Source organism: Citrobacter sp. FP75 (genome assembly GCF_018342065.1).
Classification (GTDB): domain Bacteria; phylum Pseudomonadota; class Gammaproteobacteria; order Enterobacterales; family Enterobacteriaceae; genus Citrobacter.
In genome coordinates this window covers 1-26902 of record NZ_JAFDOE010000010.1, presented here as the reverse complement: position 1 = coordinate 26902, position 26902 = coordinate 1, and the positions used below count along the sequence as shown (strand labels likewise).

General features: G+C 48.9%; 24 protein-coding genes, 1 tRNA gene, 1 rRNA gene and 1 pseudogene. 16 read left to right on the top strand and 11 right to left on the bottom strand.

Translation table 11 applies throughout. The annotated features are described in order from the left end of the window. Position 1 precedes the first annotated feature (1 nt). The 3 genes from fliR to JQ822_RS21925 are packed head-to-tail and all read left to right on the top strand — an operon-like array spanning position 2 to position 3990. Positions 2-784 (top strand): flagellar biosynthetic protein FliR, encoded by a 783-nt coding sequence (fliR, locus tag JQ822_RS21935; protein WP_213135237.1) that lies wholly within the window; start codon positions 2-4, stop codon positions 782-784. Further along, positions 774-1913, top strand: a complete 1140-nt coding sequence (gene flhB / locus JQ822_RS21930) for a flagellar type III secretion system protein FlhB (protein WP_213135236.1) — start codon at positions 774-776, stop codon at positions 1911-1913. Before fliR ends, flhB begins: the two co-directional genes overlap by 11 nt. Beyond that, positions 1897-3990 (top strand): flagellar biosynthesis protein FlhA, encoded by a 2094-nt coding sequence (locus JQ822_RS21925; RefSeq protein ID WP_213135235.1) that lies wholly within the window; start codon positions 1897-1899, stop codon positions 3988-3990. The genes flhB and JQ822_RS21925 overlap by 17 nt, the downstream gene beginning before the upstream one ends. Before the next feature lie 38 nt (positions 3991-4028). Here JQ822_RS21925 and JQ822_RS21920 read toward each other — a convergent pair whose 3' ends face one another. Continuing rightward, positions 4029-4790, bottom strand: coding sequence for a C40 family peptidase (locus tag JQ822_RS21920; protein ID WP_213135234.1), 762 nt, complete (start codon positions 4788-4790; stop codon positions 4029-4031). Between the two features lie 348 nt (positions 4791-5138). On the opposite strand from JQ822_RS21920, the gene dpaA reads away from it, so the two are divergent. Beyond that, entirely contained in the window at positions 5139-5879 is a 741-nt protein-coding gene (gene dpaA, locus JQ822_RS21915; protein ID WP_213135233.1) for a peptidoglycan meso-diaminopimelic acid protein amidase, read from the top strand. Here dpaA and JQ822_RS21910 read toward each other — a convergent pair. Together JQ822_RS21910 and lpcA are read right to left on the bottom strand one after the other, a co-directional pair. Then, complete coding sequence (locus JQ822_RS21910; RefSeq protein ID WP_213135232.1) at positions 5850-6617, bottom strand: class II glutamine amidotransferase; 768 nt, start codon at positions 6615-6617, stop codon at positions 5850-5852. The two genes, dpaA and JQ822_RS21910, sit on opposite strands and share 30 nt — an antisense overlap. 283 nt (positions 6618-6900) lie before the next feature. Continuing rightward, positions 6901-7479, bottom strand: coding sequence for a D-sedoheptulose 7-phosphate isomerase (gene lpcA, locus JQ822_RS21905; protein ID WP_096758199.1), 579 nt, complete (start codon positions 7477-7479; stop codon positions 6901-6903). Between the two features lie 239 nt (positions 7480-7718). Between lpcA and fadE the strand changes: the two genes are divergently transcribed. From fadE to JQ822_RS21865, 8 genes are all read left to right on the top strand, one after another. Next, positions 7719-10163 (top strand): acyl-CoA dehydrogenase FadE, encoded by a 2445-nt coding sequence (gene fadE / locus JQ822_RS21900; protein WP_213135231.1) that lies wholly within the window; start codon positions 7719-7721, stop codon positions 10161-10163. 111 nt (positions 10164-10274) lie between these two features. After that, positions 10275-11042 (top strand): amidohydrolase, encoded by a 768-nt coding sequence (locus JQ822_RS21895; RefSeq protein WP_213135230.1) that lies wholly within the window; start codon positions 10275-10277, stop codon positions 11040-11042. 152 nt (positions 11043-11194) lie between these two features. After that, positions 11195-11605, top strand: a complete 411-nt coding sequence (locus JQ822_RS21890) for a Spy/CpxP family protein refolding chaperone (protein WP_213135229.1) — start codon at positions 11195-11197, stop codon at positions 11603-11605. A gap of 287 nt (positions 11606-11892) precedes the next feature. Continuing rightward, the gene (locus JQ822_RS21885; RefSeq protein WP_213135311.1) at positions 11893-12717 is read left to right on the top strand and encodes a PRD domain-containing protein; all 825 of its coding nucleotides are present in this window, start codon (positions 11893-11895) and stop codon (positions 12715-12717) included. Between the two features lie 31 nt (positions 12718-12748). Further along, a complete protein-coding gene (locus JQ822_RS21880) occupies positions 12749-14335 on the top strand; it encodes a PTS transporter subunit EIIC (protein WP_213135228.1) in 1587 nt (528 codons plus the stop codon). Beyond that, positions 14335-15519, top strand: a complete 1185-nt coding sequence (locus tag JQ822_RS21875) for a MalY/PatB family protein (RefSeq protein WP_213135227.1) — start codon at positions 14335-14337, stop codon at positions 15517-15519. The genes JQ822_RS21880 and JQ822_RS21875 overlap by 1 nt, the downstream gene beginning before the upstream one ends. Next, positions 15512-16108, top strand: a complete 597-nt coding sequence (locus tag JQ822_RS21870; protein WP_213135226.1) for a KpsF/GutQ family sugar-phosphate isomerase — start codon at positions 15512-15514, stop codon at positions 16106-16108. The genes JQ822_RS21875 and JQ822_RS21870 overlap by 8 nt, the downstream gene beginning before the upstream one ends. A 73-nt stretch (positions 16109-16181) precedes the next feature. Then, on the top strand, positions 16182-17132 hold the full coding sequence (locus JQ822_RS21865) for a phosphoglycerate dehydrogenase (protein ID WP_213135225.1): 951 nt from the start codon (positions 16182-16184) through the stop codon (positions 17130-17132). 49 nt (positions 17133-17181) lie between these two features. On the opposite strand, the gene JQ822_RS21860 is transcribed toward JQ822_RS21865, so the two are convergent. Next, positions 17182-17258 (bottom strand) — tRNA-Asp (locus tag JQ822_RS21860). A gap of 134 nt (positions 17259-17392) precedes the next feature. Further along, positions 17393-18121 carry a DNA polymerase III subunit epsilon gene (gene dnaQ, locus JQ822_RS21855; RefSeq protein WP_075551413.1) on the bottom strand — a complete coding sequence of 243 codons (729 nt, stop codon included), beginning with the start codon at positions 18119-18121 and terminating at the stop codon, positions 17393-17395. On the opposite strand from dnaQ, the pseudogene rnhA reads away from it, so the two are divergent. Further along, positions 18069-18651 (top strand): annotated as a pseudogene (gene rnhA / locus JQ822_RS21850) (ribonuclease HI). The gene dnaQ and the pseudogene rnhA sit on opposite strands and share 53 nt — an antisense overlap. Here the strand turns inward: rnhA and JQ822_RS21845 are convergent. Then, on the bottom strand, positions 18648-19370 hold the full coding sequence (locus tag JQ822_RS21845) for a class I SAM-dependent methyltransferase (RefSeq protein ID WP_213135223.1): 723 nt from the start codon (positions 19368-19370) through the stop codon (positions 18648-18650). The pseudogene rnhA and the gene JQ822_RS21845 sit on opposite strands and share 4 nt — an antisense overlap. A gap of 33 nt (positions 19371-19403) precedes the next feature. On the opposite strand from JQ822_RS21845, the gene gloB reads away from it, so the two are divergent. Together gloB and mltD are read left to right on the top strand one after the other, a co-directional pair. Continuing rightward, positions 19404-20159, top strand: coding sequence for a hydroxyacylglutathione hydrolase (gloB, locus tag JQ822_RS21840; RefSeq protein WP_213135222.1), 756 nt, complete (start codon positions 19404-19406; stop codon positions 20157-20159). A 71-nt stretch (positions 20160-20230) separates the two neighbouring features. Then, positions 20231-21589, top strand: a complete 1359-nt coding sequence (mltD, locus tag JQ822_RS21835; protein WP_213135221.1) for a murein transglycosylase D — start codon at positions 20231-20233, stop codon at positions 21587-21589. 48 nt (positions 21590-21637) lie between these two features. On the opposite strand, the gene JQ822_RS21830 is transcribed toward mltD, so the two are convergent. The 3 genes from JQ822_RS21830 to JQ822_RS21820 form a co-directional block, all read right to left on the bottom strand. Beyond that, positions 21638-22408: a class I SAM-dependent methyltransferase gene (locus JQ822_RS21830; RefSeq protein ID WP_213135220.1), complete on the bottom strand. Its 771-nt coding sequence runs from the start codon at positions 22406-22408 to the stop codon at positions 21638-21640. A gap of 76 nt (positions 22409-22484) precedes the next feature. After that, positions 22485-23285 carry an endonuclease/exonuclease/phosphatase family protein gene (locus JQ822_RS21825; protein WP_213135219.1) on the bottom strand — a complete coding sequence of 267 codons (801 nt, stop codon included), beginning with the start codon at positions 23283-23285 and terminating at the stop codon, positions 22485-22487. A gap of 131 nt (positions 23286-23416) precedes the next feature. Further along, on the bottom strand, positions 23417-24592 hold the full coding sequence (locus JQ822_RS21820) for an MFS transporter (protein ID WP_213135218.1): 1176 nt from the start codon (positions 24590-24592) through the stop codon (positions 23417-23419). Positions 24593-24696: 104 nt separating this feature from the next. On the opposite strand from JQ822_RS21820, the gene yafC reads away from it, so the two are divergent. Further along, positions 24697-25608 (top strand): DNA-binding transcriptional regulator YafC, encoded by a 912-nt coding sequence (gene yafC, locus JQ822_RS21815; RefSeq protein WP_213135217.1) that lies wholly within the window; start codon positions 24697-24699, stop codon positions 25606-25608. On the opposite strand, the gene dkgB is transcribed toward yafC, so the two are convergent. Further along, on the bottom strand, positions 25605-26408 hold the full coding sequence (gene dkgB, locus JQ822_RS21810; protein ID WP_213135216.1) for a 2,5-didehydrogluconate reductase DkgB: 804 nt from the start codon (positions 26406-26408) through the stop codon (positions 25605-25607). The two genes, yafC and dkgB, sit on opposite strands and share 4 nt — an antisense overlap. A gap of 300 nt (positions 26409-26708) precedes the next feature. Beyond that, a 23S ribosomal RNA gene (locus JQ822_RS21805) occupies positions 26709-26902 on the bottom strand; the annotation flags it as partial.

Below are 26902 nucleotides of genomic sequence, written 5' to 3'. Positions count from 1 at the left end.
CATGCGCGAAACAGACATTACGCAGCTAAGCAACCTGATCCTGGGCATGTGGTTCCCTTTCGTGCGCATTATGGCGTTTATTCGCTACGCGCCGGTACTGGATAACGCGGCACTGACGGTGCGTGTACGCATTATTTTGTCACTGGCGCTGGCCTTTATTATTACACCGTTGATCCCGCATCCCGTGCCCACCAGCCTGCTGTCGATGAACAGTATTATTCTGAGCGTGGAACAGATCCTGTGGGGCATGCTTTTCGGCCTGATGCTGCAGTTTTTGTTTCTGGCACTGCAGCTGGCGGGGCAAATCCTCTCGTTTAATATGGGGATGAGTATGGCGGTGATGAACGATCCCAGCAGCGGTGCATCGACGACGGTACTGGCGGAAATGATCAACATTTACGCGGTGATCCTGTTCTTTGCGATGGATGGGCATCTGCTGCTGGTGAGCATTTTATTCAAAGGCTTTACCTACTGGCCGATTGGCAATGCGCTGCATCCACAATCTCTTCGCACCATTTCCCTGGCGCTGGGGTGGGTGTTCGCTGCAGCCACACTGCTGGCGCTGCCGACTACCTTTATCATGCTGATTGTACAGGGCTGCTTTGGCCTGCTTAACCGCATTGCGCCTCCGCTCAACCTATACTCCTTAGGTTTTCCTATCAATATGCTGGCAGGGCTGGTTTGCTTTGCGACTTTGCTTTACAACCTGCCCGACCACTATTTGCACCTGGCGAATTTCGTCTTACAGCAACTTGACGCGCTGAAGGGGCACTATGGCGGATAACAGCAGCGAAGAAAAAACAGAAAAACCCTCGGCGCAAAAACTTCGCAAGGCCAGACAAGAGGGTCAGATTCCACGCTCAAAGGACATGGGGCTTGCCGCCAGTCTGTTTGCCGCGTTTATGGTGATTTCCAGCAGCTTCCCCTGGTATGAAGATTTCGTACGCGAAAGTTTTATCAGCGTACATCAGTACGCGCAGAACATTAATGACCCGGACATCATCGGCCAGTTCCTCGAACATCATCTGCTGATTTTAGCGAAATTTATCCTGACGCTGTTACCGATGCCGGTCGCCGCCCTGTTTGCCTCACTGGTACCTGGCGGATGGTTATTCCTGCCGAAGAAAATTTTACCGGACTTCAGCAAGTTAAGTCCGCTCAAAGGGATCGGGCGTCTGCTTTCAACCGACCACCTGGTTGATACCGGCAAGATGACGCTGAAGGCACTGGTGCTTTTGGTCATGCTGTGGATTAGCCTGCGCAATAACTTCGCGGCGTTTCTCGGACTACAGGAGTTGTTCTTTAAGCAGGCGATTGTCGATGGTTTGTCGCTTTATAGCAGCGTGATGCGCAATTTCGTCATCCTGTTTATTTTTTTCGCCCTGATCGATGTTCCTTTGGCTAAGAAAATGTTCACCAAAGGGCTGAAGATGACTAAACAGGAAGTTAAAGAAGAATATAAAAATCAGGAAGGTAAGCCGGAAGTTAAAGCCAGGATCCGACGTTTACAGCGTCAAATGGCGATGGGGCAAATACGCAAAGTTGTACCGAAAGCCGACGTGGTGATCGTCAACCCGACGCACTACGCCGTGGCATTGCAATATGACCAGTCGCGCGCCGCTGCGCCTTTCGTTATCGCCAAAGGAACAGATGAAATTGCGCTGTTTATCCGCCAGGTGGCGACGGAGAGCAACATTGAAATCGTTGAATTTCCAAAGCTGGCACGTTCGGTCTATTACACCACCCAGGTGAATCAACAAATTCCGTTTCAGCTTTATCGGGCGATTGCCCACGTTCTGACCTACGTCCTGCAAATGAAACACTGGCGTGACGGCTCACAAGCGCGCCCTTCACTGAACAGACATATTTCCATTCCAAAAGAGGTTCTTAAACTGGATGCCGAAAACAACTAAGCAATTCCTGGCACTGCTGCGTAACGGTAATATCGGCGTGCCGCTGGTGATCCTGTGTATTCTGGCGATGGTGATCCTGCCGTTACCGCCCGCCTTGCTGGATATTCTGTTCACCTTTAACATCGTGCTGGCGGTGATGGTGCTGTTGGTGGCCGTTTCTGCAAAACGACCACTCGAATTCAGCCTTTTTCCGACCATTTTGCTGATAACCACCCTGATGCGACTGACGCTGAACGTGGCGTCAACGCGCGTGGTTTTACTGCATGGGCATATGGGCGCAGGCGCGGCCGGTAAAGTGATTGAGTCCTTTGGTCAGGTGGTGATCGGCGGTAACTTTGTGGTCGGTTTTGTGGTGTTCATCATCCTGATGATCATCAACTTTATCGTTGTCACCAAAGGTGCGGAACGTATCTCTGAAGTGTCTGCCCGCTTTACTCTGGACGCCATGCCCGGTAAGCAGATGGCGATTGATGCCGATCTGAACGCAGGGTTGATTAACCAGGCACAGGCGCAAACGCGACGTAAAGACGTGGCGGGTGAAGCAGATTTCTATGGCGCAATGGATGGTGCGTCGAAGTTCGTGCGTGGTGACGCCATCGCCGGGATGATGATTCTGGCGATCAACCTGATCGGCGGCGTGTGCATTGGGATCTTTAAATATGATTTAAGCGCCGAAGCCGCGTTCCAGCAATACGTACTGATGACCATCGGTGACGGCCTGGTCGCGCAGATCCCGTCTCTGCTGCTGTCGACGGCGGCGGCAATCATCGTTACCCGCGTGAGCGACAGCGGCGATATCGCGACTGATGTGCGTAGTCAGTTATTGGCCAGCCCTTCCGTGCTCTATACCGCCACCAGCATTATGTTCGTGCTGGCGGTAGTGCCGGGGATGCCTCACTTCCCTTTCCTGATTTTCACTGCCCTGCTGGGGTTTACTGCCTGGCGTATGAGCAAGCGCCCGAAAGTCGCTGAAACTGAAGAGAAAAACCTCGAAACGCTGACCAAAACCATCGTTGAAACCACCGAGCAACAGGTCAGTTGGGAAACCATTCCGCTGATTGAACCCATTAGCCTGAGTCTGGGATATAAGCTGGTGTCGCTGGTAGATAAATCCAAAGGAAATCCGCTGACCCAGCGTATTCGCGGCGTGCGACAGGTGATTTCTGACGGCAACGGCGTGCTATTGCCTGAAATTCGCATCCGCGAAAACTTCAGGCTTAAACCCAGCCAGTACGCCATTTTTATAAACGGTATTAAAGCGGATGAAGCGGATATCCCATCGGATAAGCTGATGGCGCTGCCGTCCAGCGAAACCTATGGTGAGATAGACGGCGTTTTAGGTCACGATCCGGCTTACGGCATGCCCGTCACCTGGATAGTCGCGGCGCAAAAAGCAAAAGCGTTAAATATGGGGTATCAGGTAATTGATAGCGCCAGCGTTATTGCTACGCATGTGAATAAGGTCATTCGCAGCTATATTCCCGACTTGTTTAACTACGACGATATTACCCAACTGCATAACCGACTGTCTTCAATGGCCCCACGACTGGCGGAAGATCTCAGCGCAGCATTGAACTACAGCCAATTGTTGAAGGTTTATCGGACGCTACTTATCGAAGGCGTTTCATTACGCGATATCGTAACAATTGCGACGGTGTTGGTCGCCAGTAGCGCCGTCACCAAAGATCATATTCTTTTGACGGCAGATGTCCGCCTGGCGCTACGTCGCAGTATTACCCATCCATTTGTGCGCAAAGATGAGTTGGCGGTATACACGCTCAATAACGAGCTAGAGAATTTGCTGGCAAACGTGGTCAATCAGGCACAGCAAAGTGGCAAAGTGATGCTCGACAGCGTACCGGTCGATCCGAATATGCTTAATCAGTTCCAGACCAATATGCCGCAGATAAAAGAACAAATGAAAGCCGCGGGTAAAGAACCGGTATTGTTGGTCGCACCGCAGTTACGTCCGTTGCTCGCACGTTACGCCCGCCTGTTCGCGCCGGGGTTACAGGTGCTGTCTTATAATGAAGTTCCTGATGAGCTGGAATTAAAAATCATGGGGGCATTGAGCTGACGCTGGGTAAGGCGGTGCTGAAAGTACCGCCTTATTTATTAAAGAATCGTATTTTCCGTAAGAATACGACGGGCACCGAGATAATGATCCTGCCAGAAAGGTTCGGACAATGTGCTTACCCGAATCGTTTCGCCGGTGCGTGGCGATTCAATAAATTGTCCCTGCCCCAAATAGACGCCCATATGATCGGCAATATCCCGGCTATGAATATGGAAAAACAGTAAATCACCGCGACGCAGATCGCGATTAGCGACGATCGTCGCCCGCCGATAGTGATACATTTCATTCGCGGTACGGGGCAGTTTCGCCGCCAGGATTTTATTGTAGGCGTAGAACACCAGCCCGCTACAGTCAAAGCCGTCTTCAGGCTTCGTCCCTCCCCACAAGTAAGGTTTACCCAGTTGCTGCTCAAGACGATGGATAGCCACTTCGGTGATGTTGTGCAAATGATCGCTACTAAGAAAATGATCGTTCTCAGCCAGCTCCTGCCAACGATGATCGCTGGCTTTTAGCGGACCGGGGAACCATTCCGGGTGCTGCTTAATGAGGCTCCGGTTCTGTAGGCGTAGCGCTTTCTTACTTTCCGCATTACCTTCCACAATGTAGCTCGCCTGCTTTTTTAACCGTGTGTGATACTGCTTCAGCAGTCGGGCACGGTTACGCATACGCGACTGCGCCGCATAGCTTACATGCGCGTCGGATAAGGAAGGCTGAACTTTGGCGACAGACGGTAGTGAAAACACAACACACAAAGACAGCAGACCCGGCAAAAGGCGTCGGGGTGCAGCGGCAAAAGACATGAAAAAAGAATACCTGATCAAACACGTTCGGCGCAGTCTACCGCCATTGCCGGGAGTTCCGTTTTAATATTCGATTATTAAATAATTAATTTTTTAAATTCAATATATTAGCGATTCTGCATTAATAAGACCCAATGAAGTGTGGTAGCCAGCAAAATAGGCCAGTGTCTGACTGCCTTTAAGTCCAATTTTCCGTATAAAGAGAAACTAAAGTGTAAACGCAGCACGAGAGACTTGCGAAAAACTCTCTTGGTGCTAATGTGAGCGCTCCAAATCCAGATTTATCCGATTTGGGGACTCTATTTGCCGTCCTGGCGTGTGTAACCGTTTTATCAAGGAATAAGCAGTATGCGTAAAATCGCATTTTTTCTTGCGATGCTTTTATTACCGTGCGTTTCATTTGCCGGTTTGCTGAGCAGTAGCAGCCCGACCACGCCTGTCAGCAAAGAATATAAGCAGCAATTGATGGGTTCTCCTGTCTATATTCAGATCTTCAAAGAAGAACGCACGCTGGATCTGTACGTCAAGATGGGCGAACAGTATCAATTGCTCGACAGCTACAAGATCTGTAACTATTCCGGCGGGCTAGGACCGAAACAGCGTCAGGGTGATTTTAAAAGCCCGGAAGGATTTTACAGCGTACAGCGCGGGCAGCTCAAACCGGATAGCCGCTTCTATAAAGCGATTAACATCGGTTTTCCTAACGCCTACGATCGCGCTCACGGCTACGAAGGTAAATACCTGATGATCCACGGCGCCTGCGTTTCCGTCGGCTGCTACGCGATGACCGATAATGGCATTGATGAGATCTTCCAGTTTGTCACCGGCGCACTGGTGTTCGGACAGTCAAGCGTTCAGGTGAGCATTTACCCATTCCGCATGACTGACGCCAATATGCAGCGTCATAAGTTTTCGTATTACAAAGAGTTCTGGACGCAGCTAAAACCGGGATACGACTACTTTGAACAGACGCGTAAACCACCGACCGTTTCCGTCATCGATGGCCGTTACGTCGTCAGCAAGCCGTTGAGTCATGAAGTCGTCCAGCCGCAGCTGGCGTCAAACTACGCGCTCCCCGAGACAAAATAGCGCCCATTCACCTGGCATAATCTTTTGCCAGGTTTCATTGCCCGTCAGCGGCTGAGTGGCAATCACGGTGACCACATCATTGGGTGTGGTCTCTGAGCTAAAGTCAATTTCCACATCCTGGTCCAGCAACGTTGCCACGCCGAATGGCGCACGACGCGTGATCCAAAACAGATTGGTCGAGCAGAAGGCCATCACGTAGCAACCGTCGGACAGCAACATGTTGAAAACGCCCTTCTCACGCAATTCTCCGGCCAGCACGGCAATATATTTAAACACCGCAGCCATGTTACCAGGCGTGCGCGGATACCGCTCAACCAGTTTATGTAGCAGCCAGCAGAACGCTTTTTCGCTATCGGTTTCACCGACCGGGCGGAAATTACCGGTTTCCAGCGATTTGTAGCCGCCGAGCTGTCCGTTATGTGCGTAGGTCCAGTTGCGTCCCCACAGTTCGCGCGTAAACGGATGGGTATTCTCCAGCGCCACTTCCCCCCGATTCGCCTGACGAATATGGGCAATTACGGAGCAGGATTTGATGGGATAGTCTTGTACCAGTTTGGCGATAGGCGAATTAAAGCTGGGTTGCGGATCTTTAAACGTACGGCAGCCCTTACCTTCATAAAACGTAATACCCCAGCCGTCTTTGTGCGGCCCGGTACCTCCCCCGCGCTGAACCAGCCCGGTGAAGCTAAAGCAGATATCGGTTGGCACATTGGCGCTCATCCCGAGCAGTTCGCACATACATCACCTCCACAAACGCCTTAAGCGGGAAGGCGTAATTGTTACAGCCAATGAGAACTTAAAATAGCATATAAAACAATATGCTATACCCTAAATAATTCGAGTTGCAGGAAGGCGATAAGGGAAGGACAAATTCGTCTGGAACGAATTTGAACAGCCAAAGGCTACCTTCGGTGAGGGACATGGATGTCCCTCATTAAATCCCCAGGAGCACAGATAACTATGTGACTGGGGTTTCTGAGTGAAACCAACGCACCTGCAGCTTGAAGTATGACGGGTAGAGTTACTTCACCATCTCTTTTTCGATCAACTGAATCAGGATATGAATCACTTTGATATGGATTTCCTGAATACGGTCAGCATAGCCAAAATGCGGGACACGAATTTCAATATCTGCGCTGCCGGCCATTTTGCCGCCATCTTTCCCGGTCAGGGTGATGACTTTCATTCCTTTCTCGCGTGCAGCAGCAATTGCTTTAATCACGTTTGCCGAGTTACCGGAAGTCGAAATGCCTAACAGGACATCCCCTTCACGTCCTACCGCTTCAACGTAGCGAGAGAAAATATAATCGTAACCGAAATCGTTGCTGACGCAGGAGATATGGCTAACGTCAGAAATGGCGATTGCCGGATAGCCTGGGCGGTTTTCGCGATAGCGTCCGGTCAGTTCTTCAGCAAAGTGCATCGCGTCGCAGTGAGAGCCGCCGTTACCGCAGGAAAGTACCTTACCACCGGCTTTAAAGCTGTCTGCCAACAGGACCGCCGCGCGCTGAATGGCGTGAATATTGGCGTCATCTTTAAGAAAATTAGCCAGCGTTTCCGCCGCTTCGCTCAGTTCGTTACGAATAAGATCCTGGTACATGAGGATATCCTTCAGCATGAATGTAAATGACAAGATGCAGTGTACCGGATAGCGCTACACGCGAGAAGCACAAGCCGCCGGAATGCAGTGGGCTTTTGATTTTTTGTGCCGGTAAAAACAACAACAATGTGAGCGTTGTTGTAATTATTTTGTAAACACATTGCTAAAAGAATTCACATACACTACAACCATATCATCACAAGTGGTCAGACCTCCTACAAGCAAGGGAGCTTTTCGATATGATGATTTTGAGTATTCTCGCAACGATTGTTCTGCTCGGCGTCCTGTTTTATCACCGCGTGAGCTTGTTTCTCAGCAGCGTAATTTTGCTCGCATGGACGGCGGCGCTTGGCGTCGCGGGCCTGTGGTCAGTCTGGCTGCTGGTTCCTCTGGCCATTATTCTGGTTCCGTTTAACTTTACGCCAATGCGTAAATCAATGATCTCTGCGCCGGTGTTCCGCGGTTTTCGTAAAGTCATGCCGCCGATGTCGCGCACCGAGAAAGAAGCGATTGATGCCGGTACTACCTGGTGGGAAGGCGATCTGTTCCAGGGCAAACCTGACTGGAAGAAATTGCACAGTTATCCGCAGCCGCGCCTGACGGCAGAAGAGCAGGCCTTTATTGACGGCCCGGTCGAAGAAGCGTGTCGCATGGCAAACGACTTCCAGATCACCCACGAATTAGCGGATCTGCCGCCGGAACTGTGGGCGTATCTGAAAGAACACCGCTTCTTCGCGATGATCATCAAGAAAGAATATGGCGGTCTGGAATTCTCCGCATATGCACAGGCTCGCGTTTTGCAGAAACTCTCCGGCGTTTCTGGGATCCTGGCGATCACCGTCGGCGTACCTAACTCATTAGGCCCAGGTGAACTGTTGCAGCATTACGGCACCGAAGAGCAGAAGAATCATTACTTGCCGCGTCTGGCGCGTGGTCAGGAAATCCCCTGCTTTGCGCTGACCAGCCCGGAAGCCGGCTCCGATGCAGGGGCGATCCCTGATACCGGCGTGGTCTGCATGGGTGAATGGCAGGGCCAGCAGGTGCTAGGTATGCGCCTGACCTGGAACAAACGCTATATCACGTTGGCTCCTATCGCCACCGTACTGGGCCTGGCATTTAAACTCTCCGACCCGGAAAAACTGCTGGGTGGTGAAGAAGATCTGGGCATTACCTGTGCGCTGATCCCAACCTCAACGCCGGGCGTGGAAATTGGTCGTCGTCACTTCCCGCTGAACGTCCCGTTCCAGAACGGTCCGACGCTGGGTAAAGATGTCTTTGTACCGATTGATTACATTATCGGTGGTCCGAAAATGGCCGGTCAGGGCTGGCGTATGCTGGTGGAATGTCTGTCTGTCGGTCGCGGTATTACTCTGCCGTCAAACTCTACGGGTGGCGTGAAATCGGTCGCTATGGCAACGGGTGCCTATGCGCATATTCGTCGCCAGTTCAAAATCTCTATCGGCAAGATGGAAGGTATTGAAGAGCCGCTGGCGCGTATTGCTGGCAACGCCTACGTGATGGACGCTGCGGCGTCGCTGATTACCTACGGCATTATGCTCGGTGAAAAACCGGCGGTCCTGTCCGCTATCGTAAAATATCACTGTACCCACCGCGGGCAGCAGTCAATCATCGATGCGATGGATATCACCGGTGGTAAAGGCATTATGCTTGGCGAAAGTAACTTCCTCGCCCGTGCTTATCAGGGCGCGCCAATCGCCATTACCGTTGAAGGCGCCAACATCCTGACCCGTAGCATGATGATCTTCGGCCAGGGGGCGATTCGTTGCCATCCGTACGTTCTGGAAGAGATGGCTGCGGCACAAAATAACGATGTGAATGCGTTCGACAAACTGCTGTTTAAACATATTGGTCACGTTGGCAGCAATAAGGTACGCAGTTTCTGGCTCGGCCTGACGCGCGGACTCACCAGCAGCACGCCAACCGGCGATGCGACCAAACGTTACTACCAGCACCTGAACCGTCTGAGCGCCAACCTGGCCTTACTCTCGGATGTCTCCATGGCCGTGTTGGGTGGTAGCCTGAAGCGTCGCGAGCGTATCTCCGCACGTCTGGGCGATGTGTTAAGTCAGCTGTATCTGGCGTCTGCCGTGCTGAAACGTTATGACGATGAAGGCCGTAATGAAGCCGACCTGCCGCTGGTTCACTGGGGCGTACAGGATGCGTTGTATAAAGCGGAACAGGCGATGGACGACCTGCTGCAAAACTTCCCGAACCGTTTAGTTGCCGGGTTGCTTAATGTGGTTATCTTCCCGACCGGTCGCCACTATCAGGCTCCTTCTGATAAGTTGGATCATAAAGTTGCGAAGATTTTGCAGGTGCCGAGCGCGACCCGCTCACGCATCGGTCGGGGTCAGTACCTGACGCCGAGCAAATACAATCCGGTCGGCCTACTGGAAGAAGCACTGCTGGATGTGATTGCCGCCGACCCTATCCACCAGCGCATTTGCAAAGAGCTGGGTAAAAACCTGCCGTTTACCCGCCTGGATGAACTGGCTCGTAACGCGCTGGCAAAAGGGCTGATTGATAAAGACGAGGCCGCCATTCTGGTGAAAGCCGAAGAAAGCCGTCTGCGCAGTATCAACGTGGATGATTTTGCGCCAGAGGAGCTGGCGACTCAGCCAGTAAAGCTGCCAGAGAAAGTGCGTAAAGTCGAAGCCGCATAACGACACACGCACGACTTTTTAGCCCCGCTTAACGCGGGGCTTTTTATTGCCACATTTTCGCGAATGCTCATGCTACAGTGTCAAAATGCTGTTCAACGAGGAGCCTCGATCGTGCCAGGTTTGAAAATTACGCTTCTGCAACAACCGCTGATCTGGATGGATGGCCCTGCCAACCTACGCCATTTCGACCGACAGCTTGAAACCATCACCGGACGTGACGTCATTGTATTGCCCGAGATGTTTACCAGCGGGTTTGCGATGGAAGCGGCCAGTACGTCGCTTTCGCAGGAAGAGGTTGTTGACTGGATGCACGTCAAAGCGCAACAGACCAACGCCCTGATAGCGGGCAGCGCCGCAATCCAGTCTGAACGCGGCCCGGTAAACCGCTTTTTACTGGTTGAACCCGAAGGCAATGTCCATTTCTATGACAAACGCCATCTGTTCCGAATGGCGGATGAGCATCAGCATTATCAGGCTGGCGAGGAACGCGTTATCTTTGAATGGCGCGGCTGGCGCATTCTGCCATTAGTCTGTTACGACCTGCGTTTTCCGGTATGGTCGCGCAATCGCAACGACTACGACCTCGCATTGTATGTCGCCAACTGGCCTGCACTGCGTTCGCTGCACTGGCAGGTTCTGCTCGCCGCACGGGCGATTGAGAACCAGGCTTATGTAGCAGGATGTAACCGGGTGGGAACTGACGGTAACGGCCATCATTATCGCGGTGACAGCCGGGTGATTAATCCGCAGGGTGAGATCATTGCCACCGCCGAGCCACATCAGGCCACGCGGATTGATGCAGAGCTGTCGCTTGCAGCATTGCGCGAGTATCGCGAGAAATTTCCTGCCTGGCAGGATGCCGACGCTTTCATGCTCTAGTTCCCCCGTTCTCCCGCTACGGAACGTTTTTCACGTAGCGGGATTGTTTCACTCCGTAACTCACCGCAAAACAAATTCGCGTGGCGACATGCCTCAGGCAACGTATTCTGAACAGGATAATCACACGTAAATTTCCTTATCAGGATATCAAAATGAAGAAATTCGTACGCATGACTTTGCTGGCAGCTACCCTCGCAGGAGCCTCTTTTAGCACGTTTGCAGCAACCACATCTAATGTCCCGGCTCCAGCCCAGGATCCGATAGTACAACACCTTAAACTGAGCAACGACCAGGTGGCGCAGATCAAAAAACTGCACCAACAGCTGGAAACCAATGTCAGCCAGATTTCGGTGAACGACGTCAAAGACGGCGTACTGATTGACGTGATTAAGTCCGGAAAATGGGATGAAGCCGCCGTCAAGAAGCAGCTTGCCGCGTTTGGCAACATCGAACAGCAGGCGCGCTATTACCGCGTAAAATACTACTTTGACCTGAGCAAAGTCCTCACGCCTGAGCAGCGTAAGCTGGTACAAAAAGACATTGCACAGACGCTTGGCGAGTAATATTTACACACTGCTGAAGGAAGGACGAACAACTCTATACATAGGAAAATATTATATATTTAACCTATGCAGTCACCATATGAATTATTAGTATGTTGTATGTGTGGTTGGCACCTTAAATTTGGCATTCTGATCCCAAAACAGGACATGCATCTCATTTATTTAAGATAATCCTGTGTAGGGTATACCCATCAGTGAGTAATCTTGTAACTGTTAAATCAGGCAAGACAATGTTTGAAGTGATTATTACTTCTTACTTGTCTTGCCTTTTTTTTTGGAGCCATGAAATGATCATCGAAAAAGTCATGAACAATAATTGTGTGCTGGCATCGATGAATGGTCAGGAAGTCATCATTTCAGGTCCCGGTGTTGGTTACAATAAAAAGAATGGTATGCCAGTTTCGACTCATCCTGCTAACCGGTTTTTTTATGTCAGAAATGAAGAGAAAGGTAAGCTGTACAAACTGATAGAACGAGTGGACATCGATTATGTTTTTGTATCTGAAAATATAGTCCGTTATGCAGAGATGAATCTTGACAAAAAGTTGAATCCATCACTTTTACTCATTCTTGCCGATCATATTTCCAACGCAATCTCTCGATGCGCTGCAGGTATCCAAATCAATAATATATTCCTTGATGAGATAAAAGCATTGTATAAGTCAGAGTATGCTATTAGCCGGGATGCTTTATCCATCGTCAATGAACACTTTAATATCCGACTTCCGGATGATGAGATTGGTTTCATTGCCCTGCATATTTTAAATAACTATGAAAACACCTCCAACTATGAATCGCTCAGAATTATAGAGTTCTCACAACAAATCACAGATATTATTGAAAAAGTTTACGAAAAAAGAGTAGACCGTAACGCATTCAACTACTCTCGCTTCATGACTCATTTAAAGTATTTCTCCTGTCGGGTGCTATGCAACGAAAAGATAAAGAACAAAGACATCGGAGATATCTATGAACATTTTTTGGAGAAGGATCTAACCCTCCAGCATTCTATTATAAAAATAGAAGAGTATTTAAAATCAGAATTTAACTACGAACTGGCGATGGAAGAAAAGTTGTATCTTTCAATTCGCATTAAGGTATTGATGGACTGATTATATTTCACCTTATCACGAGACAGTTAATATGAAACAGAAAAAAGCCTGGAGTTTTTTTCAGAGCCTGGGTAAGGCATTTATGTATCCAATCGCTCTGCTAAGCGTATGCGGCATGATGTTAGGTCTGGGAAGTGGATTAGCCAGCGAGGAAATGGCTAAATTAATTCCTGTATTAGGGTACCCAGTTGTTAAATCATTTTTAGACTTTATTGTTAGCCTGGGTTTATTCGCTTTTGTTAATTTACCGGTATTATTTGCAATCGCCATCCCATTGGGTCTGCTGAAAGAAAAAGAAGATAAAGCGTATGGTGCATTTTCTGGCCTGGTCGGGTTTATGGCAATGCATTTGGGAACAAATTTTTATCTTAAAAGTCACGGTCTACTCGTCCCCACAGATCAGATCTCGACCCATGGACAAACCATTATTCTGGGTATTCAGTCATATAACACCAGCGTATTGGGGGGAATCGTTGCAGGGTTGATGGTATTCGCCATGTACAAACGGATCGTCAATCTGCGCATCCCAGAGTCATTGGGATTCTATAGTGGCCCGCGCCTTGTTCCTATCATTACGTTAGTTGTCATGAGTGTTTTCGGCATCATAATCCCTTTTGTCTGGCCTCCTTTCTTTAACATGTTTATGTTAATCGGCCATTGGATATCCACATCTGGCCCGGTAGGTTATTTCTTCTATGCCGTTGCAGAGCGCGTAACGATTCCCTTCGGGCTAAATCACTTAGTCACATCCGTATTCAGATTTACGCCGATTGGCGGCTCAGCGATCATCAACGGCGAGGAATACTACGGTACCCTCAATATGTTTATGGCCTACGTCAAAGAAAACGCCGTCATTCCCTTAGACCTTGCAGGAAAAATGGAACAAGGTAAGCTAATGATCCAGTATGGTTTAGCGGGTGCGGCTCTTGCTATGTATCAGACTGCTCATGTACAAAATCGCAAGGCTATTAAAGCACTATTAATCTCTGCGGTACTGACTGTGATTATTGGCGGCGTTAGCGAACCAATTGAATTCTTATTCCTGTTTGTTAGCCCCATCTTATTTGTATTCCATGCGTTCATGAACGGCTTCGCGAATATGTTTTTACCGTATCTCGGCGTGAAAATGGGGTTCACAGGTGATTTGATTCAATTTATAAGCTTTGGCGTATTACGCGGCACAAGAACTGGATGGCCAGTAGCCGTTTGTGTAGAAATCGCCTACTTCTTCATTTATTACATGGTTTTTAAATGGGCCATTATAAAATACAACTTAATGACTGTCGGCAGAGAAGAAAGTGACATAATTCCAACGGTAACAGCAACAGAGATGGTAACACCTGTTGCACAACCGGTGGCAAATATGAATATGGGTTCCAGCACCGCTAAAAATATGATTGCGGCTCTCGGAGGTAAAGATAATATTACATCTCTGGATAACTGTGTTACACGTTTACGGCTAACAATAAAAGATATAGAAGCAATTGATGAGGCAGCTATTAAAAAGCAGGGAGGGATCGCAATTGTCAAACTTGATAAAAACACCCTGCAGGTCATTATTGGTACAAAAGTCATCGCGTTGCGTAAAGAAATGGATAAAAGCATGGGGTTATGTTGATGGATACTTTTAATGCCCCCATTTCGCGAAAAGGAACTTACTGTACCCAATGGGACTTCTGCGAAGACAGATTCGGTGTACATGATATTATTCCTTTTTCCATATCTGATATGGATTTACCCATACCGAAAGCGATTACCAAAGCGCTACAGAAAAGACTGGAACATCCTGTCCTCGGATACAGTCGCTGGCAACATAGCGAATATCTCAATGCGATATGTCATTGGTATGGTCAAAAATATGATGCAGCAATCGATGCTGAGTGGATTACTTATAGCCCAAGCGTGATGTACTCCATCGCCAAAACGCTAGAGTTATTAACAGTACCTGAAGATGGCGTTCTGACTTTCACACCAGCATACAATGCTTTCTTTGATGTTATCAAAAATAGCGGAAGAAAATTGCTCACTTCAACATTGATTAAAGATGATGACGGTCGGTATGGCATAGACTGGAGTGATTTTAATACGAAAGCCAAATATGCGAAGATAATTTTATTATGTAATCCTCACAATCCAACAGGAAAAGTCTGGTCTGAGCATGAGTTAATTAAAATTTCAGAGATATGTATAAAAAACAACTGCTGGCTGTTATCCGATGAGATCCACAGCGATTTCACTTTTAGCCATAAATTTACGTCTGCACTTAAATTACACTACGGTAAAACGGTTGTTTTTAACTCTATCTCAAAAACATTTAATGTCCCTGCTCTAACGGGCTCGTATCTTATCGCTCCTGATACTTCCTTTAATGAAAAATTCAGGGTGATAACTCGTTATCGGGATTTTGTGAATTCACCTTCGGTATTGAATGTTATTGCCACTATCGTTGCCTACAATGAATGTGATGTATGGTTACAACAGTTGAAGTCACACCTTCAATCAAACATTGATTTTGCTGTTCATTATGTGAAAGAGAATCTTTCACCTCTGCTACTCAAAGAGTCCGAAGGTTGTTATTTTGCGTGGATAGACTGTTCACACATCAGTTGTTCATTCGATAAATTCTACGCCAGATTAATTAATGAAGGGAAAGTGGGGATCATGGCAGGCAACGTATATGGACCAGGTGGAGAAAATTATTTACGGCTAAATCTGGCTTGCAGCAGAGAAAAACTATACCAGGGCTTATGTCGGGTGGCTTACGTTATTGATAAAATTAATCAGGAAAACAGACATGAATAATACTGACGTCATCTCTCTCATTAAAGGCTTTATGCGTAATGAACAAAAAGCAGTTGAGGAAATCATTAACGCACCACTTTCAGAAACCGCAAATCTGATCAAAATACTGCAATCCTGTAGAGGGAAAGTTGTCTTTATCGGCGTAGGAAAATCAGGAATTATTGCTAAAAAATTGGCAGCGACATTTGCCAGCACCGGTACCCCTTCTTTTTTTATTCATGGCACAGAAGCTGTTCATGGTGATTTGGGTATGGTTACCAGCGAAGACGTCGTTATTCTGATATCCAATAGTGGTGAGACAGCAGAACTGTTAGCTACGCTGCCAAGTCTGAAAAAAATGAAAAACTTTCTGGTCTCATTTACCCGAAGCCACAATTCGTCGCTGGCTATCTGCTGTGATTTATCTATTGAAATACCCGTAAGGAGTGAAGCCGACAACTTAGGTCTTGCTCCATCCTGCTCTTCTACTGCTGTGCTCGTCGTGGGAGATGCGGTGGCCCTCACTCTGTCAGAGCTCAAACAGTTTACCCGAACCGATTTTGGTTTATTTCATCCAGGAGGTGCTCTCGGCGTTAAAGTAAATTCATAACTTGTGTCATTTTTATAGTAACCGGTCTACGCCATCACAACCTGATGGCGTTCTCAGGTACGAGGTAACAGATATGAAAAATGTATTAATCACCGTTTCTAGTTTTTCGGCTCGTTGTGTAACCGGTTGCAAATTATTGCGCGATAACCAATTTAATCTCATTTTCAAGAATAGTGTTAATCATCTTATCACATCAGAATCAGATGAGTTGAGAGCGTCTATTGATGCTGTCATTGCCGGAGCGGATTGTTATGACACCAGCGTGTATTCTCTTCTACCAAAACTGAAAATCATCTCAAGATTTGGTACCGGCGTTGATAATATAGATACGGACGCGGCAAAAAAATCAGGCATTGTGGTTAATAACTCCCGTGGAATCAATGCCAACGCTGTCGCCGAATTTATCATCGGTCTTATTTTTTCTGGTCTGAGAAATATTCCCGGTAATCATATGGACATGCAAAATGGCTATTGGGGATACTCGCTGGGAAATGAATTAAATGGTAAACGAGTAGGATTATTAGGTTTTGGAAATATTGCTAAAACGTTGGTTAAGAGATTGTCCGGCTTCGAGATTGAAATTCTCGCATACGACAAAAAACCGGATCATGAGATAGCTGAAAAAATGGCTGTTAAGTTTGTGTCGATTGATGACATCTTCATGCAGTCTAACGTTATTGTCGTGCTTCTCCCTTATACATCGTCATTAGAGAATTTTATCAGTCACAAATACCTTTCTATGATGAGAAATGGCGCCTTGCTCATCAATGCAGCTCGAGGAAAATTAATAGATGAACGCGCACTGTTGCAGGTGATTGATGAAAGGAATGTGTTTTCCGCTCTCGATGTATTTCAGCATGAACCTTTGCCACAATTCAGCCCTCTGCTGCATTCTAGAAATATAATCACGACCCCGCACATCGCCGCTGCAACGGTTGAATCGTACCACCAGACAGGTATTCATACCGCGAGGTCAGTTATTGATTTTTTTGATGGTAAAACGATAGATAATATTTTGCAGTGATTAAAACGACGAAAGCCTGAATCATTGCTGATTCAGGCTTTCTGAATAGTGGCGGAATGGACGGGACTCGAACCCGCGACCCCCTGCGTGACAGGCAGGTATTCTAACCAACTGAACTACCACTCCGCGTTGTGTTCCGCTTGGGAACGAAGCGAATATTACGGATTGCCTCACGCCTCGTCAACGCTTTTTCTCACGTTTTTTAATCGTTTGCTGCAAAAATCACCCGAATAGCCATTTCTGCACGGTAAACGCGCAAACTATGCCCGCCAGAGGCAACTTCCGCCCTTCTTCTGTACCAGATCAAGGCGCGACTCATGGGCAGCTAACTCCTCATCAGTGGCAAAAACAACGCGTAGCTTGCTGGACTGACGGACAATACGTTGGATCCCGGTATCATTCTGCTGCTGGCTGTCGCCTTCCATTGAAAATGCCATGGTGGTCTGCCCACCGGTCATCATCAGATAAACGTCGGCCAGAATCTGGGCATCAAGCAATGCGCCGTGCAAAGTACGTTTGCTGTTGTCTATCTCATAGCGTGAACATAGCGCATCAAGACTGTTACGCTTGCCAGGAAACATTTTCCTTGCCAGCGCCAGACTATCGGTCACTTTGCAGAAAGTGTTGGTTTTCGGGATATCACGATGGAGCTTAGCGAACTCGTAGTCCATAAAGCCGATATCAAACGATGCGTTATGGATGACCAGCTCCGCACCGCGGATATAGTCGAGAAACTCATCGGCAACATCAGCAAAAGTGGGTTTATCGAGCAGGAACTCATCTGCGATACCGTGTACACCAAACGCTTCCGGGTCCACCAGCCGATCGGGCTTCAGGTAAACGTGGAAGTTATTGCCGGTCAGGCGTCGGTTCACGACTTCAACCGCACCGATCTCAATGATCTTGTGGCCTTCGTAGTGAGCGCCTATTTGGTTCATACCGGTAGTTTCGGTATCAAGGACTACCTGCCGTGTAATTCCAGTGCTCATAGCGGTCATTTATGTCAGACTTATCGTTTATTTCGATCTCTAAAACAGGAAGTCTACCAGAGATGCTTAAACAGGTAGAAATTTTCACCGATGGTTCTTGTCTGGGAAATCCAGGCCCCGGCGGTTACGGGGCTATTTTACGCTATCGCGGACGAGAAAAAACCTTCAGCGAAGGATACAACCTCACCACCAATAATCGCATGGAGCTGATGGCGGCCATCGTTGCGCTGGAAGCCCTGAAAGAACAATGCGAAGTGGTGCTCAGTACCGACAGCCAGTATGTGCGTCAGGGTATTACCCAGTGGATCCACAACTGGAAAAAACGCGGCTGGAAAACGGCAGATAAAAAACCTGTCAAAAATGTCGATTTGTGGAAACGTCTGGATGCCGCGCTAGGGCCGCACCAAATCAAATGGGAATGGGTCAAAGGCCATGCGGGCCACCCGGAAAACGAACGCTGCGACGAGCTTGCGCGCGCCGCGGCGATGAGTCCCACTCAGGATGATGTTGGGTATCAGTCCGAGGCTTAAGCATCCGGTTTCCGGTATTGCCGGGTTGCACCAACGGCCTGGCGGATACGCGCTTTGCTTTTATTTTGTTTCATCGGGTTAAGCGTAAGCGGGATGGTTCGCTTACGCGCGATAACCAGTTGCATACATCCCAACGCCGGAATATGCGCACTTAACATTTGTCCCCCGTGTTTCTTCCAGGGTAAAACGTGAAAACGGCTGGAGTGCAGTACTTCAAAATTCAACAAAGAGAGCCAGTCCAGTTGGCGCATCAGTGTGAACATTCGGCTGTTATAAGGTGACGTTTTACGTAATACCGGCACCAGCTTGCGCAAACCCATCAGGCTGACCGGGTTGAATCCGCTCAGAATTAGCCAGCCATCGTCGATAAGTACACGATCGGCCTCGCGCAGTAACCGATGCGGATCGGAGCACCACGGCAGCGTGTGGGCCAACAAGCAAACATCAACGGATTTATCGGCAAAGGGAAGATGCAGAGGATCCGCCAGCACCTGCATTGGCGAGCCTTGCGAAGAAACATTCACCTGATGAGAAACCGCGCACGCTTCGGAATTGATTTCTGAGCTTAAATTACCAATCTTAAGCAGATGAAAACCGTACATTTTTGCGAACCACGGGTTAAGCTGATGCTCCAGCGCCTCACGATAGTGCTCACCCCAGGGTAAATCATCCCAGCTAACGGGCGCTACGACAGCTTGAGGGATCCTTGCCGGTTTCATCACAACCTTCCGTTTCGCATTGAGAGGTAATTTATGAATCTTAACAGTATTCCCGCCTTTCAGGACAATTACATCTGGGTCCTGACAAATAATGAGAACCGTTGCCTGATTGTCGATCCTGGCGAGGCGACTCCGGTGCTGCAAGCCATTGCTGAGCACAACTGGGTGCCTGAGGCCATTCTCCTGACCCATCACCATCACGATCACGTGGGCGGCGTGAAAGAGCTCAAGCAACATTTCCCACAAATAGTGGTTTACGGTCCGGTAGAAACGCAAGATAAGGGGGCGACGCATATAGTCGAAGATGGCGATACTGCACTCATTTTAGGGCATGAATTTAAGATAATTGCCACTCCGGGTCACACTTTAGGACATATCTGTTACTTCAGCCGTCCTTATCTGTTTTGCGGCGACACTCTCTTTTCCGGTGGCTGTGGTCGGCTTTTTGAAGGTACAGCATTGCAGATGTATCAATCACTTAAAAAAATAAGTGCGCTTCCTGATGATACGTTAATTTGTTGCGCACATGAGTACACTTTAGCAAACATGAAGTTTGCCTTAAGCATCCTCCCGCATGATTCGTTTATAAATGATTATTATCGTAAAGTTAATGAGTTACGTGTAAAAAAACAAATGACACTCCCCGTAATTCTGAAAAATGAGCGGAGAAATAATATCTTTTTAAGAACGGAAGATATTGATTTAATTAATGAAATAAACAAAGAAACAATATTGCAACAACCTGAAGCGCGTTTTGCATGGTTAAGGTCAAAGAAAGATACGTTCTGACAATTCCGGGTTGCCTTTTGAAAACTTCGCCGTTATGATCGGTCGTCTTTTAAGCAACTATTGACACACACATGAAGGCAAAAGCGATATTACTCGCCTCTGTCCTGCTTGTTGGGTGCCAGAATACTGGTAACGTCCAACAACACGCACAGAGCCTTTCTGCAGCTGGTCAAGGGGAAGCAGGAAAGTTTACAAGCCAAGCGCGGTGGATGGACGATGGGACATCTATCGCTGCCGATCAGGATTTGTGGGCTTTCATTGGTGACGAGCTAAAGATGGGAATTCCGGAAAACAACCGGATTCGCGAACAGAAACAGAAGTATTTACGCAATAAGAGCTATCTCCACGATGTAACTTTACGGGCAGAGCCGTATATGTACTGGATAGCCGGGCAGGTTAAGAAACGTAACATGCCGATGGAACTGGTACTACTACCCATAGTGGAGAGCGCTTTTGATCCTCACGCAACGTCTGGCGCCAATGCCGCAGGTATTTGGCAGATCATTCCGAGCACGGGGCGCAATTATGGTTTAAAGCAGACCCGCAATTATGATGCACGTCGCGACATTGTGGCTTCCACCACTGCCGCGCTGGACATGATGCAGCGTCTGAACAAGATGTTTGATGGCGACTGGCTGCTGACCGTTGCCGCTTATAATAGCGGTGAAGGTCGCGTGATGAAGGCAATGAAAGCGAACAAATCTCGTGGCAAGCCCACTGATTTTTGGTCACTCCCTTTGCCTCAGGAAACGAAGCAGTATGTGCCCAAAATGCTGGCATTGAGCGATATACTCAAAAACAGCAAACGCTATGGCGTGCGTCTGCCAACCACAGACGAAAGCCGCGCGTTGGCACGCGTTCGCTTGAACAGTCCGGTTGAGATGGCTCAGGTTGCCGATATGGCGGGTATTTCCGTCAGCAAACTGAAGACCTTCAATGCTGGCGTGAAAGGCTCCACGTTGGGTGTCAGCGGCCCGCAATACGTGATGGTGCCAAAGAAGCATGCAGAGAAGCTGCGTGAGTCTCTGGCTTCAGGCGAAATTGCAGCCGTACAGTCAACGTTGATCGCGGATAATACGCCGTTGAACAGCCGTAGCTACAAGGTTCGCTCTGGCGATACGCTTTCCGGCATCGCTTCACGTCTTGGCGTGAATGCGAATGAGCTAAAGCAGTGGAATAATCTGCGTAGTTCGACTCTGAAAGTGGGCCAAAGTCTGACTGTTGGCGCGGGAACCAGCGCACAGCGACTGGCAAAAAACAGCGATAGCATCACCTATCGTGTACGTAAGGGCGATTCGCTTTCGAGCATTGCCAAGCGTCACGGGGTTAACATCAAGGATGTGATGCGCTGGAACAGCGATACCGACAATCTGCAGCCAGGCGATCAGCTGACGTTGTTTGTGAAGGACAACGGCATGCCGGACTCCTGATAGCATTGTAGAAATGAAGGCACTGGTTTCCCCCCAGTGCCTTTTTATTTATCCCGCTTTATGAGCTTCAACCATTATCGTGTCACTGGTGAACGAACCGTCCTCCTGCAACGCAAAATAGTCTTTCACTTCAGCAGAAGCACTCTGTTGGTATAAACGAATTGCCTCGGTCAGTACCTCAGGGGTTCGCATCCGCATTACCCATGAGCTGAACTCCAGCGGCAGACGATCGGTTAACAAGGTATCGGCAATCAGATTGGCGTCATTGATTAACGACAGCCACTCTCCGCTGGAATAGTTGCGTACGTGCGAGGTATCGCGTAACGCCTCCACGGTTTGCAACCAGATATCACGTACAGGATGGCCTGGCGACATCACATCCATCACAATCACTACCCCACCGGGTTTCAGTACACGATTCACTTCCCGCAGTGCGCGCCCGACATCATGCCAGTGATGCGCAGAATAGCGGCTAATCACCAGGTCAAAGGCGCTATCTTCAAACGGCAGACTTTCGGCATATCCCTGTCGGGTTACGATATTATCTAACCCCTTCTCTTTTGCCGCCTGCGCGACCACTTCAAGCATTTGTGCCGATAAATCATACGCCACGACCTGCTCGACGTTTTGCGCCGCCGTAAAGCTGGCATGCCCCGCACCGCATCCCATGTCGAGAACCCAGGCCTGTGGAAATGCCGACAATCTTTCCCCCAGGCGTTGTAAATCACGTCCAGAGGCGTGTACCGCGCTGGTTAAATAGGCATTAGCCTGAGAGCCAAACTGTTTTTCGACGTTGTCGTGATGAGAGCGTGTTGTCATTGTGTTGTCCTTCGGTTGTAGTGAAATATGAAGGGCAACCATCACAGGCCTGCCCTATGGCAGACCTGACACACCGTTATTGTTCAGGTTTGCCGGGACTGAATTCAACGAGTAGCGGGTTGTGATCGGATGCGCGGGTGACCAGCACAGAGGCTTCACTCACGTTCAGACCGCGATAGAACACGAAATCGAGAGGGCGACCAAACGCGCGTCGGCGCTGATCGTCGGTAAAGCGCACCTGCCGCAGCGACATTTCACGCGCAAAACGGTACAGCGCGTTCATCCGTCGACGGCTCCAGGCATTAAAATCACCAGCCATAATCACCGGACCGCTGTGATGAGCAATCTGATCGCCAATGGGAAGTAACTGCTTACTATAAACATCAACGCCAAGGCTAAAGTTAACCGCGTGGATATTCACCACCATTAATAGCCGAGAGTCAGGCAGGGGGTATACCGTCACCAGCGCGGACTTTGCCAGCCGTAGAATAGGCTCACGCTCGCGCAGAGGACAACAGTACACTGGATGGGCGGCGGAGAGCGTCATGACGCCAGAGGGATGCTGAGGCAGTACAAAGGCGGGAACCTGGTCAGCAGCAAGATAGTTAGTGGTCGCAAACTGCACCAGTTCAGGGGTGGTTTGCGCCTCCTGCAGTAACACCAGATGCGCGTCTTTGCCAAAATTCTTCAGCACCGACAACCATTCTGCCCGCTGCTGTTTAAAAATATTCCATACCAGCACGCGAATACGGTCTTCGCTGCTTAACGGAATGCCGGCGGGTAATGCCTGGCCAATATGCGCGAACGACCCTGGCGGCAAAATCCGCTCAGCGGGTTGTCCGGCAACATAACGCATGGCATAGGTGTTTTTTCGCACTGTAGACTTTCAAACCTCTGTAACGTCAACCAGTCCGCAGCCGGACTGGTTCTTCTGTTATAGGGATTTTAGCACTCACTTTCAACGAACAATTGCAGTTTGTTTTGTAAGTGGGTACTTACATCAATGATTTATCCCAGCGCGATACGCGCAGGTTTATCAAGACGACCGCTGACGCCCATCAGTAAGAAAGCAGCCAACACGATTAGCGCGCCAATCCACGGCGTCTGTGCCAGACCGTAATGCTCTACCGTTTGCCCACCAATCACCGATCCCAATGCAATACCAACATTAAACGCTGCAATGTTCAGTCCTGAAGCGACATCAACCGCATTGGGGGTAAATTGTTCCGCTTTCTGAACAACATAGACCTGCAATCCGGGCACGTTACCGAAGGCAAAGATCCCCATCACCAGAATGGTAGCCAGCGCAGCGTAGTGCGTGGAAGCCGTTAACTGGAAGATCATCAGCAGAACAAACAGCGCGGCAAAAATGAATTTCAGTGCCGGGACGGCACCATGTTTATCCGCCAGTTTTCCACCCCAAATATTACCGATAGCCACAGAGACACCGTATCCGAGTAAAATCCAGCTTACCGCTGTCGGTGAAAAGCCAGCCAAATCCTGCATCATCGGTGCAAGGAAGGTAAACGCCGTAAAGACACCACCATAGCCCAGCGCTGTTACCGCATAGATCAACAACAAACGAGGATGGGTTAAGACTTTCACCTGATCGCGAATGCTGGCAGCTGCCCGGCCAGGAATATTGGCCGGAATCAGCAGTTGGCTACTGATCAGCGCAATCACACCTAACATTGATACTGCAAGGAAGGTTTCGCGCCAGCCAAAATGCTGACCAATGAATGTGCCCAGCGGAACCCCCGTCACCAGTGCGACCGTTAAGCCGCCAAACATAATGGCGATAGCGGAAGCCGCTTTCTCTTTTGGCACCAGGCTTGTCGCGATGGTAGAACCAATCGAGAAGAACACGCCGTGTGCAAGGCCGGTCAGCAAACGGGCAATAATTAATGTCATATAGCCCGGCGCCTGCCATGCCAGCAAATTACCGGCGGTAAACAACACCATCAACGCAACCAGCAACTGTTTTCGTGGCAGGCTCCCGGTCAGGGCGGTCAGTACCGGCGCGCCAATTGCCACACCCAGCGCATAAATTGAAACCAACATCCCCGCAGAAGGCAAAGAGATCGCCAGCTGTTCAGCAATGGTCGGCACCAGGCCAACAATCACAAATTCAGTCGTGCCAATAGCGAAGGCACTTATTGTCAGCGCAAATAAAGCGAGAGGCATAATTAACTCCATATCATCAGTAATCAGATGACACGCAGTATGCCGGGATGTTTTAATAACAAAAATATTCAAAATCTCAATATAATTTTGCTTCAGGTGCAAAAATGAAAGCTACATCAGAAGAAATTGCCATTTTTGTCGCTGTGGTCGAGAGCGGCAGCTTTAGTCGTGCTGCCGAACAACTGGGGCAGGCTAACTCCGCGGTTAGCCGCGCCGTTAAAAAGCTGGAATCAAAGCTTGGCGTAGGGTTACTCAATCGCACAACCCGACAGCTTAGCCTGACGGAAGAAGGTGAACGTTATTTCCGTCGCGTTCAGGTGATTTTGCAGGAGATGGCAGCAGCGGAAGATGAGGTAATGGAGACGCGTCGTGTTCCGCGCGGCCTGCTGCGCGTAGATGCGGCCACACCGGTGACGTTGAACTTCCTGACGCCGTTGATCAAACCTTTTCGTGAACGTTACCCGGAGATCACCCTTTCTCTGGTGTCATCCGAAACGTTTATCAATTTGATCGAGAGAAAAGTGGATGTCGCGATCCGCGCTGGCGCATTGAGTGATTCCAGCCTTCGAGCTCGTCCTTTATTTACCAGCTATCGGAAAATCATCGCATCGCCGGATTATATCGATCGCTGCGGCAAACCTGAAACCGTGGCCGATCTTAAAGATCATATCTGCTTAGGGTTCACCGAACCGGCTTCATTAAATACCTGGCCAGTATCCTGTTGCGATGGGCAACTCTTTGAAATTACGAGTGGGTTATCATCCAATAGCGGAGAAACCATTAAGCAGCTATGCCTGGCTGGCAATGGCATCGCATGCTTGTCAGACTATATGATTGCAAGGGAGTTAGAGCGGGGAGATTTTATCGAACTGCTGGCAGATAAACGCATTCCGGTAGAAATGCCATTCAGCGCAGTCTATTACAGCGACAAAGCGGTAAGTCCGAGGATCCGCGCATTTATCGATTTTCTGAGTGAATATGCGGGCAGCTTTGCCACCCGCACATCAGGCTATTAATCCCAGGCTGGCGCGAGGCTTTCCGGGCTCACCAGGCGGTCGTTGCACTCCAGTGCAGCGACCGCTTTTTTATCTTCTGCATCAAGCTTCAAATCCAGCGCCAGCAGGTTGCTCGCCAGGTTTTCACGTTTAGTGGAAGATGGGATCACCGCGTATCCTTCTCCCATTGCCCAAGCCAGAATAACCTGTGCTGCCGTCGCGTTATGTTTCACTGCAATACGTGAAATCACTTCGTCTTTCAATGCCTTGCCATAGGCTAATGTCATATAGGAAGTGATGTGGATACCGTGTTCGGCAGCCCAATCAACAACCTTACGGTTTTGCAGATACGGCGACAGCTCAATCTGGTTAGTCGCGATATTCTCGGCACCAACGGCAGCGATTGCACGTTCCATCAACGTAATGGTGAAGTTAGAGATGCCAATCTGACGAGTTAAACCCAGCGTTTTCGCTTCCAGCAGCGCAGCCATAAACTCTTCAACCTCCACGGCATCATTTGGTGATGGCCAGTGGATCAGCGTCAGGTCAACGTAGTCGGTACGTAGCTTCTGCAGGCTCTCTTTAAGGCTGGCGATCAGCTTGTCTTTGCCCAGGTTCTCCGTCCAGATCTTAGTGGTGATAAATAATTCATCACGGGGTACCTGACTTTCAGCGATAGCCTGACCAACAGCGGCTTCATTATCATAGATTTGCGCGGTGTCGACAGCACGGTAGCCCAACTCAAGCGCCGTTTTAACAGAAGCAATAACCACGTCGTCTTTCAGGCGAAAAGTACCTAAACCGAATGCAGGGATAGTCATAAAATTCCTCTTTTTAATCACAGTATTCGTTAACTGGGAGGAGTATGACCTTCTAATTTAGAGAGAAAAAGGGTGTAAAATGCAGAGGATTTTTGCGGATTGAGCAACAATTAAATCGCAGGTAAAGAAAAAGCCCTGAGCGTTAGCTCAGGGCTCTNAGTTCGGCATGGGGTCAGGTGGGACCACCGCGCTACAGCCGCCAGGCAAATTCTGTTATCAGACCGCTTTTTGCGTTCTGATGTTATCTGTATCAAGCTGAGATTGATGTCTTTCTCTTCACCAAAACATCTTTGGCGTTGTAAGGTTAAGCCTCACGGTTCATTAGTATCGGTTAGCTCAATGTATCGCTACACTTACACACCCGACCTATCAACGTCGTCGTCTTCAACGTTCCTTCAGGACCCTTAAAGGGTCAGGGAGAACTCATCTCGGGGCAAGTTTCGTGCTTAGATGCTTTCAGCACTTATCTTTTCCGCATTTAGCTACCGGGCAAT

What these genes read in the sequence shown, in the direction of transcription:
- fliR (WP_213135237.1), top strand. Translation starts at nt 2, where the DNA reads ATGCGCGAAACAGACATTACGCAGCTAAGCAACCTGATCCTGGGCATG.
- flhB (WP_213135236.1), top strand. Translation starts at nt 774, where the DNA reads ATGGCGGATAACAGCAGCGAAGAAAAAACAGAAAAACCCTCGGCGCAA.
- JQ822_RS21925 (WP_213135235.1), top strand. Translation starts at nt 1,897, where the DNA reads ATGCCGAAAACAACTAAGCAATTCCTGGCACTGCTGCGTAACGGTAAT.
- JQ822_RS21920 (WP_213135234.1), bottom strand. Translation starts at nt 4,790, where the DNA reads ATGTCTTTTGCCGCTGCACCCCGACGCCTTTTGCCGGGTCTGCTGTCT.
- dpaA (WP_213135233.1), top strand. Translation starts at nt 5,139, where the DNA reads ATGCGTAAAATCGCATTTTTTCTTGCGATGCTTTTATTACCGTGCGTT.
- JQ822_RS21910 (WP_213135232.1), bottom strand. Translation starts at nt 6,617, where the DNA reads ATGTGCGAACTGCTCGGGATGAGCGCCAATGTGCCAACCGATATCTGC.
- lpcA (WP_096758199.1), bottom strand. Translation starts at nt 7,479, where the DNA reads ATGTACCAGGATCTTATTCGTAACGAACTGAGCGAAGCGGCGGAAACG.
- fadE (WP_213135231.1), top strand. Translation starts at nt 7,719, where the DNA reads ATGATGATTTTGAGTATTCTCGCAACGATTGTTCTGCTCGGCGTCCTG.
- JQ822_RS21890 (WP_213135229.1), top strand. Translation starts at nt 11,195, where the DNA reads ATGAAGAAATTCGTACGCATGACTTTGCTGGCAGCTACCCTCGCAGGA.
- JQ822_RS21885 (WP_213135311.1), top strand. Translation starts at nt 11,893, where the DNA reads ATGATCATCGAAAAAGTCATGAACAATAATTGTGTGCTGGCATCGATG.
- JQ822_RS21880 (WP_213135228.1), top strand. Translation starts at nt 12,749, where the DNA reads ATGAAACAGAAAAAAGCCTGGAGTTTTTTTCAGAGCCTGGGTAAGGCA.
- JQ822_RS21875 (WP_213135227.1), top strand. Translation starts at nt 14,335, where the DNA reads ATGGATACTTTTAATGCCCCCATTTCGCGAAAAGGAACTTACTGTACC.
- JQ822_RS21870 (WP_213135226.1), top strand. Translation starts at nt 15,512, where the DNA reads ATGAATAATACTGACGTCATCTCTCTCATTAAAGGCTTTATGCGTAAT.
- JQ822_RS21865 (WP_213135225.1), top strand. Translation starts at nt 16,182, where the DNA reads ATGAAAAATGTATTAATCACCGTTTCTAGTTTTTCGGCTCGTTGTGTA.
- dnaQ (WP_075551413.1), bottom strand. Translation starts at nt 18,121, where the DNA reads ATGAGCACTGGAATTACACGGCAGGTAGTCCTTGATACCGAAACTACC.
- JQ822_RS21845 (WP_213135223.1), bottom strand. Translation starts at nt 19,370, where the DNA reads ATGAAACCGGCAAGGATCCCTCAAGCTGTCGTAGCGCCCGTTAGCTGG.
- gloB (WP_213135222.1), top strand. Translation starts at nt 19,404, where the DNA reads ATGAATCTTAACAGTATTCCCGCCTTTCAGGACAATTACATCTGGGTC.
- mltD (WP_213135221.1), top strand. Translation starts at nt 20,231, where the DNA reads ATGAAGGCAAAAGCGATATTACTCGCCTCTGTCCTGCTTGTTGGGTGC.
- JQ822_RS21830 (WP_213135220.1), bottom strand. Translation starts at nt 22,408, where the DNA reads ATGACAACACGCTCTCATCACGACAACGTCGAAAAACAGTTTGGCTCT.
- JQ822_RS21820 (WP_213135218.1), bottom strand. Translation starts at nt 24,592, where the DNA reads ATGCCTCTCGCTTTATTTGCGCTGACAATAAGTGCCTTCGCTATTGGC.
- yafC (WP_213135217.1), top strand. Translation starts at nt 24,697, where the DNA reads ATGAAAGCTACATCAGAAGAAATTGCCATTTTTGTCGCTGTGGTCGAG.
- dkgB (WP_213135216.1), bottom strand. Translation starts at nt 26,408, where the DNA reads ATGACTATCCCTGCATTCGGTTTAGGTACTTTTCGCCTGAAAGACGAC.